Consider the following 11,900-nt stretch of genomic DNA (forward strand, 5'->3'; position numbering starts at 1 on the left):
TCACCGACAGAGCGGGGCCAACCGCTCGCGGTTCGCGGGAGAGACGCCATGACGATCGCCATCCGGCAGCTTCAGAAGCATTTTGTCGGCGAGGTTTCCGGCCTCGACCTGCGACAGCCTCTCACACCGGATGAGGCCCGCGAGGTCGAGGCCGCCATGGACAAATACGCGGTGCTGGTCTTCCACGACCAGGACATCAACGATGAGCAGCAGATGGCCTTCGCGCTCAACTTCGGTCAACGCGAGGATGCACGCGGCGGCACGGTGACGAAGGAAAAAGACTACCGGCTGCAATCCGGCCTCAACGACGTCTCCAATCTCGGCAAGGACGGCAAGCCGCTGGCAAAAGACAGCCGCGCGCACCTGTTCAATCTCGGCAACTGCCTGTGGCATTCCGACAGCTCGTTCCGCCCGATCCCGGCCAAATTCTCGCTGCTGTCGGCGCGCGTGGTGAACCCGAAGGGCGGCAACACCGAATTCGCCGACATGCGCGCGGCCTACGACGCGCTCGACGACGAAACCAAGACCGAGATCGACGACCTCGTCTGCGAGCACTCGCTGATGTACTCGCGCGGATCGCTCGGCTTCACCGAATATACCGACGACGAGAAAGCGATGTTCAAGCCGGTGCTGCAGCGGCTGGTGCGGACCCATCCCGTGCATCGCCGCAAGTCGCTGTATCTCTCATCGCATGCCGGCAAGATCGTCAGCATGAGCGTGCCGGAGGGACGGCTCTTGCTGCGCGATCTCAACGAGCACGCGACGCAAGCAGAATTCGTCCACGTCCACAAATGGAAGCTGCATGATCTCGTGATGTGGGACAACCGCCAGACTATGCACCGCGTCCGCCGTTACGACCAGTCGCAGCCGCGCGACATGCGCCGCGCGACGGTGGCGGGGACCGAGCCGACGGTGCAGCAGCAGGCGGCGGAGTAGGCGCGCGTCAACAACTGCTGTCATCGCCCGGCTTGACCGGGCGATCCAGTACTCCGAGACGGTTGCGAGAATCGATAGGCCGCGGCGTGCTGGATGCCCCGCCTTCGCGGGGCATGACAGCGGAGAATGAGGCTACGCGTGCCCGGCCTCGTTCGACAGCATGCCGGGATCGATGCCGATCTTGCGCAAGGCGCGGCCGTATTTCTCGTCGACGTCGTCGCCGAAGATCAGATCCGCATCCGCGTCGCAGTGCAGCCAGCCATTGCTCTGGATCTCGGTCTCGAGCTGGCCCGGCGCCCAGCCGGCGTAGCCGAGCGCGAGGATGGCGTGCTTGGGGCCGGAGCCATTGGCGATCGCGCGCAGGATGTCGACGGTCGCGGTGAGGCAGACGCCGTCATCGATCCGCAGCGTCGCGTGCTCGATGTAGAAATCGCTGGAATGCAGCACGAAGCCGCGGCCGGTGTCGACCGGGCCGCCGGCCAGCACCTTCATGCTTTCGGCATTTTGCGGCAGCTTGATGTGCTCGCCCTTCTTGACGATGCCGAGCTGCTCCAGCAGCTCCGGGAAATCGATGCTGCCGGCCGGATGATTGACGATGATGCCCATCGCACCCTCGGCCGAATGCGCACAAAGGTAAATCACCGAGCGCTCGAAGCGGGAGTCGCCCATGACAGGCATCGCGATCAGGAGCCGGCCGTCGAGATAGCCGGCCGAATTGGGGGGCGCAGGGCCCGCCCCGCGGGTGCTTTCGCCCGTCCTCTTGCCTGTGGGAGCCATGGATAAAGCACTCCGGGTTCAATTCCTATCCTGATGTCGGGCCGACCTGCTGTCAAATCAAGGCTTGCAGAGACCTGAATCAAGTGCATCCATCACAAGCAATTCAATGGTTTGCCCCGGAACGACCCTGTAAAGACGTGCCATGCTGACAAGAGTTCCCCTGCATGCGGCGATTGGCGTCGCGACAACCTTGCTTGCGTCGTCGCTGGCGATGGGTGCCCATGCCGGCGATGCTTCACCGTGGCAGCGCGACGGCCATTCCGCGGTGCGGTTGCTCGCGGGATCGCGCAGCGGCGCGGTCCTGCTCGGCGGTATCGCTTTCCAGCTCCAGCCCGGCTGGAAGACCTATTGGCGCATGCCGGGCGATTCCGGCGTACCGCCGCGGTTCGACTTCTCCAAGTCGGACAATGTCGAAACGGTGACCGTGATGTGGCCGGCGCCGCTGAAGTTCGACGACGGCGCGGGCGGCCATTCGATCGGCTATCACGACCAGATCGTGCTGCCCTTGCGCATCGTCGCCAAGGCCGCCGACAAGCCGGTGACGCTGCGCGCCGAGATCAACTACGCGGTCTGCGAAAAGCTCTGCATTCCCGTCGAGGCCAATGTCGAGCTCGGCTTCAACAACGTCGCCTCGACCGAGGATGCCAATCTGCGCGCGGCGCTCGACACCGTGCCGAAGCCCGCCACGATCGGCGATGCCAATCCGCTGACCATCCGCGACGTCAAGCGCGACGGTCCCAAGAACGTGGTGGTCGACGTCGTTGCGCCTGAGAACAGCAACGTCAATCTGTTCGTGGAAGGGCCGACGCCCGAGTGGTCGTTGCCCATTCCTGATCCGGTCGCGCACAGCCCGCCCGGCGTGAAGCGATTTTCCTTCGAGCTCGACGACTTGCCACCGGGCGCCAAGCCCGACGGTGCAGCGTTGAAGTTCACGCTGGTGGGGGCGGAGAAATCCTACGAGTTCAATACGAAGTTGGAGTGAGTCTGAGCTGTCGTCCCGGATCTGCGCTCCGCGCCGGACAACGCTACGCGTTGCCAGGAGCTACACTTGTCGAGGACATCGAGGATGGGACGCACACCCAACCGAATCTTAACGAATCCTTGCTAATCCCCGGGACCACCGCATCAAGCCTGCCGGAGCATGCGGGACGCCCGGGGATCTCGACGTGGCCGTGATGGATGCAGAACCCGCAACGACCAGACCGGCCGGGCTGATCGCGCGGCTGCGCGCCAGGCTGACGGGCGGCTCGAGCGAAGCGTCGCTGACGCGGCGGCTGGCCGGCACCATCTTCATCATACGCGTCATCAGCGCGGGCCTCGCCTATTTCTCGCAGATCCTGCTCGCACGCTGGATGGGGACCTCCGACTACGGCATCTATGTCTATGTCTGGACCTGGGTGCTGCTGCTCGGCAGCATGATGGATTTCGGCATCTCGGCTTCCGCGCAAAAGATCATTCCCGAATATCGCGCCAGCGGTGACCATGCGCTATTGCGCGGCTTTCTCTCCGGCAGTCGCTGGCTCACCTTCGCCGTCTCCACGCTGGTCTCGCTCGGCCTTGCCGGAATTGTCAAACTGCTGTCGCCCTGGATCGATCCGGCCGAGGAGCTGCCGCTCTATATCGGTTGCATGACGCTGCCCGCTTTCGTCGTCGCCAACACCCAGGACGGCATCGCGCGCTCGCACGACTGGATGCAGCTTGGGTTGATGCCGCAATTCATCATCCGCCAGGCGCTGATCATCGGCATCACGGCCTGCGCCTTCCTGCTCGGCTATCATCTCGGCGCGATCGCCGCGATGGTGGCGAGCGCCGGCGCCGTGTGGATCGCGATGACCGGGCAGATGGTGGTGCTGAACCGCGCGCTCGCCGATCACGTCGCGCCCGGCCCCAAGGCCTATGACATCAGCGGCTGGCTCGCGGTCTCGCTGCCGATCCTGCTGGTCGAAAGCTTCTACCTGCTCTTGTCCTACACCGACGTGCTGGTGCTGCAGCAGTTCCGCCCGTCCGACGAGGTCGGCGTCTACTTTGCCGTGGTGAAGACGCTGGCGCTGGTGTCCTTTATCCACTACGCGATGTCGGCAACGACGGCGCATCGCTTCGCCGAATACAATGCGCTCGGAGACAAGGCGCGGCTGTCGGCCTATGTCGCGCACGCCATCAACTGGACGTTCTGGCCGTCGCTGGCGGCGACCGCCGTGCTGCTGGCGCTGGGCAAGCCGCTGCTCTGGCTGTTCGGGCCACAATTCGTGGTCGGCTACGACATCATGTTCGTCGCCGCGATCGGCCTCGTGGTGCGCGCCGCGATCGGCCCGGTTGAGCGCCTGCTCAACATGCTCGGGCAACAGAAGATCTGCGCGCTGGCCTACGCGCTGGCCTTCGCAATGAATGTCGTGCTCTGCATCGCGCTGGTGCCGCGCTTCGGCGGCCACGGCGCCGCGGCCGCGACCTCGATCTCGCTCACCTTCGAGACAGTGCTGCTGTTCTGGATCGTGCGGCAGCGCCTGGGGCTGCACGTGCTGGCGTTTGGTAAATAGGTACGACGCGCTCGTCCTGGGCCGCCCCCTCGGGGAATGGCTGTTTCGCAACGACCCCAAGGACAGCGCGAAACACCTGCCGATTTCCAGCTCGGAGCACAATTTTTCTTATTCCACCCAAGCAGTTGCGCCCTGGGGGAAATTTATTCTACGTCGTATTGCCCAACTGACGAGATAAATCTAGATTCCCCCAGACCATGATTGACCCGCTTTACGTCGCCTCGGGATTCGGCGTCGGCCTGCTTGTCGGGCTGACCGGCGTGGGAGGCGGCTCGTTGATGACGCCGCTGCTGATCCTGCTGTTCGGCATCCACCCGACCACCGCCGTCGGCACCGACCTGCTCTATGCCGCCGCCACCAAGACCGGCGGCAGCGTGGTGCATGGCTGGTCGCGCAGCGTGCACTGGCCGGCCGTGCTGCGGCTTGCCTGTGGCAGCATCCCGGCGAGCGCATTAACGCTGCTGGTGCTGTGGAAGCTCGATCTCAGGGGCGATGCCGAGCGCAATCTCGTCAATCTGGTGCTGTGCTTTGCGCTGATCCTGACCGCGACATCGCTGATCTTCCGCAAGTCGATCATGGAGCGGTATCGCCGGCGCACGGAGCAGGTCAGCGAGCGCACCACCCTGATTGCGACCGTCGTGACCGGGGTCGTGCTCGGCGTACTGGTCTCGATTTCGTCCGTCGGTGCCGGTGCGGTCGGCGTGACCGTGCTGCTGCTGCTCTACCCGCGCCTGCCGATGGCAACCATCATCGGCTCCGACATCGCGCACGCGGTGCCGCTGACGCTGGTGGCCGGCATCGGACACTGGATGCTCGGTTCGGTCGACTGGGCCTTGATGGGCGTGCTGCTGCTGGGCTCGCTGCCCGGCATCATCCTCGGCAGCTACAGCGCGACGCGCGTGCCGGAGACGGTGTTGCGTGTGGCGCTCGCCAGCGTCCTCGTCGTGGTCGCCGGCAAGATCATGTTCGCGGAGCTGAACCTGCAATCGGCGATCGTGACGGCTTTGGCCTGGAGCCATTGAGGCCCGACCAAGGGACGGAATCGTAGGGTGGGCAAAGCGAAGCGTGCCCACCACTTTTTTCGATCGGAGAAAGATGGTGGGCACGGCGCTGGCGCGCCTTTGCCCACCCTACAGGTGTGTCGTCCGGGACAAGGAGTGCGCCGTTACTCCGCGGTCCAGCCGCCATCGATCGAGAGATTGGTGCCGGTGATCTGCGCGGCATCGTCGCTGCACAGGAACAGCGCAAGGGCCGCAACCTGTTCCGACGTCACGAACTCCTTGGTCGGCTGGGCATCGAGCAGCACGTCGTTGATGACCTGCTCGCGGGTGAGGTTGCGGGCCTTCATCGTATCCGGGATCTGCTTCTCCACCAGCGGCGTCCAGACATAGCCGGGGCTGATGCAGTTGCAGGTGATCTTGTTGGTCGCGACTTCCAGCGCCACGGTCTTGGTCAGGCCGGCGATGCCGTGCTTGGCCGACACATAGGCCGACTTGAAGGGCGAGGCGACCAGCGAGTGCGCCGACGCGGTGTTGATGATGCGGCCCCAGCCCTTCTTCTTCATGCCGGGGACGGCGGCGCGAATGGCGTGGAAGGCCGAGGACAGGTTGATCGCGATGATCTGGTCCCACTTCTCCGGCGGGAATTCCTCGATCGGCGAGACGAACTGGATGCCGGCATTGTTGACGAGGATGTCGACCGAGCCGAAAGACTTCTCGCCGAGCGCGATCATCCCGGCGATCTCGGCCGGCTTGGTCATGTCGGCGGGCGAATAGACCGCCTTCACGCCGAAATCGGACTCGATCTTGGAGCGCTCCTTCTCGATGTCCTCCGGCGAGCCGAACCCGTTGATAACGACATTGGCGCCGGCAGCCGCAAAGGCGCGCGCATAGGCGAGCCCGATGCCGCTGGTCGAACCGGTCACGACGGCGTTCTTGCCTGACAGAGTACCCATATTATTCGCTCCTTTTTGGCGGGGGCGCGGTGACGTCCCCCGTGAGATCGTAGGTCACCATGGTCTCGCCGGACTGCGGCTTCTCGAGCCAGTCCTTGTGGCGCATCGACAGATGCACGTCGCGCACGCCGCTTTCCCAATGCTCGACCATCGCGACATGCGAGAAGTCATAGTCCTTGGACGAGGATTCGTAATTCTTGCTGCGATAGATCAGGTGCACCACGGTGACGGTGCTTTCGCGCGAGACCTTCGCGAGGAACTCGACGGACGGGTCGTTCTTCAGATAGTCCGGCAATTTGCCGATCAGGTCGCGCACGGCCCGGCGGGCGTTGTGGATCTGCTTGTTCTTGTCGGTGTTCATCCGCGTTCGGCTGGAGAAACGGATGTCCTTCTCGCGCTCGGTGGCCTCGATCAGCGAATTCGGCAGATCGCCGCGCGCGCTGAACAGGTCGACCTGGAAGATCAGCATGTCGCGATCGACCTCGGCATCGAGCACGAAGTCGAGCGGCGTGTTGGAGGCGATGCCGCCGTCCCAATAATGCTCGCCCTCGATCACGACCGACGGAAAGCCCGGCGGCAGCGCGCCGGAGGCCATGATGTGCTCGGGGCCGATTTTCTTGCCGAGCTTCTTGAACTCGTAATTGTCGAAATATTTGAAGTTGCCGGAGCTGACTCCGACGGCCCCGACCGACAGGCGGGTCTTCAGGTCGTTGATGCGGTCGAAATCGACCAGCCGCTCCAGCGTCTTCTTCAGCGGCGCGGTGTCGTAATAGCTTTCGGCCTGCGGGCTGCCCGGCGGCCAGAGCGGCGCTGGAGGGATGCGCGGTGTAAAGAAGCCGGGCACGCCGAAGGTGGCGATCAGCGCGGCGCTGGTCGAATTGAACAGTTCGCGGCTGTGGTCGCTCTTGCCGATCGGCTTCCACGGCACCGGCGCGGAAACCATCTCCCAGAATTCCTTGAGCCGCTTGACGCGGGTGTGGCCCTCATTGCCGGCGATGATGGCGGCATTGACCGCGCCGATCGAGATGCCGGCAACCCATTCGGGCTCAAAATCGAAATGGCACAGCGCCTGATAGGCGCCGGCCTGATAGGGGCCGAGCGCGCCACCGCCCTGGAGAACCAGGACACGTTGCGCCTTCGCGGGGACTGTTGCGACTTCCGGGCTATGATCGGTCATTCGGGAACATTAGCAGAAGGCGAGCCACCGTGGCGACAGTCTGCCGCGACTTCAATGCATCCCGGGATCAAGTCTGGCTTATCGGGGATCGGTCGATGCCAGGATCATGGTCCAGAACACCTTGTATTTGGTGCCCGGAGCATAGCTCGCCGCTATGCCCAATTTTGTGACACCGCCCTTGAGCATGTTGGCGCGGTGCGGAGGCGAGTCGCGCCAGCCGGAAAACGCTTCTGCCAGTGTATGATAGCCGGCCGAGATGTTCTCGACCGCCACGGTCGCGGGATAGCCGCCGGCGACAAGGCGCTTGGCGAGCGGCGCGCGGACGTCGTGGTCCATCTTGTTGGCTGCAGCCATGGCGTTGGACTGGGATTCGGCGAGCCGCATCAGATCGGGGTCGACGATGACGGTGCCGAGAGCGTTGTTCTGGCGGTACTGCGAGATCATGATCGCGGCCGCCGGCGCATCGAGCTTGGCGCCCGGGACCGACATGTCGGCATACATCGACGGCTGCTGGACCGGCGCTTCATTGCCGGCGCAGCCGGCGAGAAGCAAAGTGATGAGAATTGCGGCCGCAGCACGCATGAATCGGGGCCCCCAAATGAGGGGCCGTTGTTGCATACCAACCGTGGCTGAAAGGTGAATTTTGAGGAAAATTCGACCTGTCGGGACCCGCTCAGGTGCCCGCAAATATGCGATAGCGGCGGGGCTCGAGGCCGATCGTGTCGCCGGCGCGCAGTTCCCGGTCGCGGGGAGCGTCGATCTCGATGGTCTCGCCGCCTGACAATGCGACCTCGGCTCGCTGCACGGGGCCGAAATTCCGGACATGCTGAACCGCCCCCTCGAAGGCGCCCGAACCGGGCGGACCGACCAGCATGTCGTGTCGCCGTACGAACAGTTTTGACGCGCCAGGCGCAAGCCCGTCTGCGACAAGCCGCAGCGGCCGGTCGCCGAGCCTGATGACGCCGCCCTCGACCTGGATCGGCAGCTCGATGGATTCGCCGATGAAGCCGTGCACGAAGGCGGTCGCCGGCGTCTCGTAGACGTCGTCGGGCGAGCCGATCTGCTCGATCCTGCCCTTGTCCATCACCACGACGCGGTTGGCGACTTCGAGCGCCTCTTCCTGGTCGTGGGTGACGAAGATCGAGGTGACGTTGATCTCATGATGCAGCGAGCGCAGCCATTTGCGCAGCTCTTTCCGCACCTTCGCATCGAGCGCGCCGAAGGGCTCGTCGAGCAGCAGGATGCGCGGCTCGATCGCAAGCGCGCGAGCGAGCGCGATGCGCTGGCGCTGGCCGCCGGAGAGCTGGCTCGGATAGCGGTCGGCGAGCCAGTCGAGCTGCACGAGATCGAGCAGCTCCTTGACCCGGGCGCGGATCGTCGCCTCGTCCTTGCGAACCGCGCGCGGCTGCACGCGCAGGCCGAAGGCGACGTTCTCAAACACGCTCATGTGGCGGAACAGCGCGTAGTGCTGGAATACGAAGCCGACATGGCGCTCGCGCGCGCCCTGCGCCAGCGCATCCTCGCCGTTGAAGGCGACTTCGCCTGAGTCCGGCCAGTCGAGGCCGGCGATGATCCGCAGCAGCGTGGTCTTGCCCGAGCCGGAGGGGCCGAGCAGAGCGAGCAGCTCGCCGTCATTGACCTTGAGGTCGACGCCGTCGAGCGCCGCAAAGCTGCCGAACTTCTTGACGAGATTTTTGACTTCAATGGTCATTGACGTCGTGTCCTTCGTCGAGATGACGTTCGAGAATGGTCTTGGCGATCAGCGTGATCAGCGCCAGCATCGCCAGCAGCGAGGCGATCGCGAACGCGGCGACGAACTGGTACTCGTTGTAGAGAATCTCGACCAGCAGCGGCATGGTGTTGGTCTCGCCGCGGATGTGGCCGGAGACGACGGAGACCGCACCGAACTCGCCCATCGCGCGCGCGTTGCAGAGCAGGACGCCATACAGCACGCCCCATTTGATGTTGGGCAGCGTGACGCGGAAGAAGGTTTGCAAACCGGAGGCGCCGAGCGAGATCGCAGCCTCTTCCTCTTGCGTGCCCTGCTCCTGCATCAACGGGATCAGTGCGCGCGCCACGAACGGGAAGGTCACGAAGGTGGTAGCGAGCGCGATGCCGGGCACCGCGAACAGGATCTGGATGTCGTGATCCCTCAACCAGCCGCCGAAATAGCCTTGCGCGCCGAACAGCAGCACGAAGACGAGGCCGGAGATGACCGGGCTCACCGAGAACGGCAGGTCGATCAGCGTGATCAGGAAGGTTTTTCCTCTAAACTCGAACTTGGCGATCGCCCAGGCGGCGACGAGGCCGAACACGAGGTTGAGGACGACCGAGATCGCCGCGACCAGCAGCGTCAGCTTGATCGCAGCCAGTGCCTCCGGCTCGGCGAGCGCGTCGAAATAGGCCAGAATACCCTTCGAGAAGGCCTGCGCGAACACCAGCACCAGCGGCAGCACGACGAAAACGGAGAGAAATAATATCGCCAGCGTGATGATGGCGATGCGCACCGCCTTGGGCTCGGTGCGGAGATTGTTGCGCGCGGCTGCGGCGTGCGCGCGCGCCTTTGCCTCGGGTGAAGACAGCGAAACGGAATCGGCGATCTGCATCGTCATCGCATCCCGCCTCAATGCACCGGGACCCGGTTCTGCGCCCAGCGCTGCAACCGGTTGACCGCGAAGATGACGACGAAGGAGACGATGAGCATGACGACGGCGATCGCGGTCGCGTCGGCATAGCGGAACTCGGACAGCCGGATCACGATCAAGAGCGGCGCGATCTCGGAGACGTTGGGCAGATTGCCGGCGATGAAGATCACCGAACCGTATTCGCCGACCGCGCGCGCAAAGGCGAGTGCGAGCCCCGTGAGCAGCGCCGGCGCAAGCGAAGGCAGGATCACGCGGATGATGGTCTGCCAGCGGCTGGCGCCGAGGCTACCGGCTGCCTCCTCGATCTCGGGGTCGAGATCCTGCAGCACCGGCTGCACGGTGCGGACCACGAAGGGAATGCCGATGAAGATCATGGCGACGAAGATGCCGAGCGGCGTGAACGCGACCTTGATGCCGAGCGCGGCAAGCGGCGCGCCCAGCCAGCCCTTCTCGGCAAACAGGGAGGTCAGCGCGACACCGGCGACGGCGGTCGGCAAGGCGAACGGCACATCGACGATGGCGTCGAACAGCCGCCGGCCCGGGAAGCGGTACCGCACCAACGCCCAGACGATGATGCTGCCCATCACAAGATTGACGCAGGCCGCCGCAAACGCAAGCCCGAAGGAGACGCGGAGCGCGTTCAGGGTGCGGCGGCTCGAGAGGATGTTCCAGAATTGCTCGGGGCTGAGCTCGAGCGACTTCAGGAACAGCCCCGCGAGCGGAATCAGGATGATGACGGACAGCCAGGTCAGCGTCAGTCCCATCGTGAGACCGAAGCCCGGCAATGTCCGGCGTCGTGCTGCGATTGCGCTCACCAGGCCCCCTGTTCAAACCCCTCCGACAGCGCCCGATCAGTTCTTGTAGATCTGATCGAAGACGCCGCCGTCGGCAAAATGTTCCTTCTGCGCCCTGGTCCAGCCGCCGAACACATCGTCGATCGTGAACAGCTCGACCTTTGCGAAGGAGTTTTCATACTTTTTAGCAGTCTCGGGATCGCGCGGACGGTAGAAGTTGCGCGCGGCGATCTCCTGCCCTTCCTTGGTGTACCAGTACTGGAGATAGGCATCGGCGACGTTGCGGGTGCCCTTCTTGTCGGCCACCTTGTCGACGATCGCGACCGGCGGCTCTGCCAGGATCGATTGCGGCGGCGCCACGATCTCGAATTTCTCCGGGCCGAATTCCTTCAGTGCGAGATAGGCCTCGTTCTCCCAGGCCAGCAGCACGTCGCCGACGCCGCGCTCGACGAAGGTCACGGTGGCGCCGCGCGCGCCGGTGTCGAGCACCGGCACCTGCTGATAGAGCTTTCCGATGAAATCCTTGGCCTTGTCGACTGATCCGTATTTCTTCTGCGCGAAGCCCCAAGCCGCCAGATAATTCCAGCGCGCGCCGCCGGAGGTCTTCGGGTTCGGCGTGATCACGGCGACGCCCGGCTTGAGCAGATCGTCCCAGTCCCTGATGCCTTTCGGATTGCCCTTGCGCACCAGGAACACGATGGTCGACGTGTAGGGCGATGAATTCTGCGGCAGCCGCTTCTGCCAATCAGCTGCAGTGAGGCCCTTGCCGGCGATGGCGTCGATGTCATAGGCGAGCGCGAGCGTCACCACGTCGGCCTGCAACCCGTCAATCACGGCGCGCGCCTGCGAGCCGCTGCCGCCATGCGACTGCTTGATCTCGACGCTCTTGCCGGTTTCCTTCTGATAGGCGTTCGCGAACGCCTTGTTGAAATCGACATAGAGTTCACGCGTCGGATCATACGACACGTTCAAGAGGTTGATGTCAGCGGCGAGAGCCGAGCTTGCCAAGAATCCTGTCACGAGCAGTCCTGCCGCGAGCGGAACGATACGACGCATCATGTCCATCTCCATTCACCTCGACGA

Annotated in this window: 12 protein-coding genes; 4 read left to right on the top strand and 8 right to left on the bottom strand. The window is 64.1% G+C overall.

Annotated elements, in window-relative coordinates; all coding sequences use genetic code 11:
* The first annotated feature begins 48 nt into the window (after nucleotides 1-48).
* A complete protein-coding gene (locus ABID58_RS09190) occupies nucleotides 49-936 on the top strand; it encodes a TauD/TfdA dioxygenase family protein (RefSeq protein WP_354032392.1) in 888 nt (295 codons plus the stop codon).
* 132 nt (nucleotides 937-1,068) lie between these two features.
* On the opposite strand, the gene ABID58_RS09195 is transcribed toward ABID58_RS09190, so the two are convergent.
* On the bottom strand, nucleotides 1,069-1,713 hold the full coding sequence (locus tag ABID58_RS09195; protein WP_148755234.1) for a YqgE/AlgH family protein: 645 nt from the start codon (nucleotides 1,711-1,713) through the stop codon (nucleotides 1,069-1,071).
* Between the two features lie 142 nt (nucleotides 1,714-1,855).
* On the opposite strand from ABID58_RS09195, the gene ABID58_RS09200 reads away from it, so the two are divergent.
* The 3 genes from ABID58_RS09200 to ABID58_RS09210 all read left to right on the top strand — a co-directional run bounded on the left by ABID58_RS09200 (nucleotide 1,856) and on the right by ABID58_RS09210 (nucleotide 5,269).
* Nucleotides 1,856-2,695 (top strand): protein-disulfide reductase DsbD domain-containing protein, encoded by an 840-nt coding sequence (locus ABID58_RS09200; protein ID WP_354032393.1) that lies wholly within the window; start codon nucleotides 1,856-1,858, stop codon nucleotides 2,693-2,695.
* A 184-nt stretch (nucleotides 2,696-2,879) separates the two neighbouring features.
* On the top strand, nucleotides 2,880-4,247 hold the full coding sequence (locus tag ABID58_RS09205; protein WP_502916392.1) for an oligosaccharide flippase family protein: 1,368 nt from the start codon (nucleotides 2,880-2,882) through the stop codon (nucleotides 4,245-4,247).
* A gap of 197 nt (nucleotides 4,248-4,444) precedes the next feature.
* The gene (locus ABID58_RS09210; RefSeq protein ID WP_148755237.1) at nucleotides 4,445-5,269 is read left to right on the top strand and encodes a sulfite exporter TauE/SafE family protein; all 825 of its coding nucleotides are present in this window, start codon (nucleotides 4,445-4,447) and stop codon (nucleotides 5,267-5,269) included.
* 143 nt (nucleotides 5,270-5,412) lie between these two features.
* Here the strand turns inward: ABID58_RS09210 and ABID58_RS09215 are convergent, their stop codons facing one another.
* The 7 genes from ABID58_RS09215 to ABID58_RS09245 form a co-directional block, all read right to left on the bottom strand.
* Nucleotides 5,413-6,201: a 3-hydroxybutyrate dehydrogenase gene (locus tag ABID58_RS09215; protein ID WP_148755238.1), complete on the bottom strand. Its 789-nt coding sequence runs from the start codon at nucleotides 6,199-6,201 to the stop codon at nucleotides 5,413-5,415.
* A gap of 1 nt (nucleotide 6,202) precedes the next feature.
* Nucleotides 6,203-7,378, bottom strand: coding sequence for a DUF3734 domain-containing protein (locus ABID58_RS09220; protein ID WP_354032394.1), 1,176 nt, complete (start codon nucleotides 7,376-7,378; stop codon nucleotides 6,203-6,205).
* A gap of 78 nt (nucleotides 7,379-7,456) precedes the next feature.
* Nucleotides 7,457-7,960 (bottom strand): CAP domain-containing protein, encoded by a 504-nt coding sequence (locus ABID58_RS09225; protein WP_354032395.1) that lies wholly within the window; start codon nucleotides 7,958-7,960, stop codon nucleotides 7,457-7,459.
* 91 nt (nucleotides 7,961-8,051) lie between these two features.
* On the bottom strand, nucleotides 8,052-9,089 hold the full coding sequence (locus ABID58_RS09230) for a sulfate/molybdate ABC transporter ATP-binding protein (RefSeq protein WP_354032396.1): 1,038 nt from the start codon (nucleotides 9,087-9,089) through the stop codon (nucleotides 8,052-8,054).
* The gene (gene cysW / locus ABID58_RS09235; protein ID WP_148755242.1) at nucleotides 9,079-9,990 is read right to left on the bottom strand and encodes a sulfate ABC transporter permease subunit CysW; all 912 of its coding nucleotides are present in this window, start codon (nucleotides 9,988-9,990) and stop codon (nucleotides 9,079-9,081) included. The genes ABID58_RS09230 and cysW overlap by 11 nt, the downstream gene beginning before the upstream one ends.
* A gap of 11 nt (nucleotides 9,991-10,001) precedes the next feature.
* The gene (cysT, locus tag ABID58_RS09240) at nucleotides 10,002-10,838 is read right to left on the bottom strand and encodes a sulfate ABC transporter permease subunit CysT (RefSeq protein WP_187435321.1); all 837 of its coding nucleotides are present in this window, start codon (nucleotides 10,836-10,838) and stop codon (nucleotides 10,002-10,004) included.
* Between the two features lie 36 nt (nucleotides 10,839-10,874).
* Nucleotides 10,875-11,888, bottom strand: coding sequence for a sulfate ABC transporter substrate-binding protein (locus tag ABID58_RS09245; RefSeq protein ID WP_354032397.1), 1,014 nt, complete (start codon nucleotides 11,886-11,888; stop codon nucleotides 10,875-10,877).
* Nucleotides 11,889-11,900 lie beyond the last annotated feature (12 nt).

Source organism: Bradyrhizobium sp. S3.2.6, from assembly GCF_040546885.1.
Classification (GTDB): Bacteria; Pseudomonadota; Alphaproteobacteria; order Rhizobiales; family Xanthobacteraceae; genus Bradyrhizobium; species Bradyrhizobium cytisi.

Coding starts and splice junctions, on each gene's coding strand:
- ABID58_RS09210 (WP_148755237.1), top strand. CDS start 4,445: ATGATTGACCCGCTTTACGTCGCCTCGGGATTCGGCGTCGGCCTGCTT.
- ABID58_RS09190 (WP_354032392.1), top strand. CDS start 49: ATGACGATCGCCATCCGGCAGCTTCAGAAGCATTTTGTCGGCGAGGTT.
- ABID58_RS09230 (WP_354032396.1), bottom strand. CDS start 9,089: ATGACCATTGAAGTCAAAAATCTCGTCAAGAAGTTCGGCAGCTTTGCG.
- ABID58_RS09215 (WP_148755238.1), bottom strand. CDS start 6,201: ATGGGTACTCTGTCAGGCAAGAACGCCGTCGTGACCGGTTCGACCAGC.
- ABID58_RS09195 (WP_148755234.1), bottom strand. CDS start 1,713: ATGGCTCCCACAGGCAAGAGGACGGGCGAAAGCACCCGCGGGGCGGGC.
- ABID58_RS09245 (WP_354032397.1), bottom strand. CDS start 11,888: ATGGAGATGGACATGATGCGTCGTATCGTTCCGCTCGCGGCAGGACTG.
- ABID58_RS09200 (WP_354032393.1), top strand. CDS start 1,856: ATGCTGACAAGAGTTCCCCTGCATGCGGCGATTGGCGTCGCGACAACC.
- cysW (WP_148755242.1), bottom strand. CDS start 9,990: ATGACGATGCAGATCGCCGATTCCGTTTCGCTGTCTTCACCCGAGGCA.
- ABID58_RS09220 (WP_354032394.1), bottom strand. CDS start 7,378: ATGACCGATCATAGCCCGGAAGTCGCAACAGTCCCCGCGAAGGCGCAA.
- ABID58_RS09225 (WP_354032395.1), bottom strand. CDS start 7,960: ATGCGTGCTGCGGCCGCAATTCTCATCACTTTGCTTCTCGCCGGCTGC.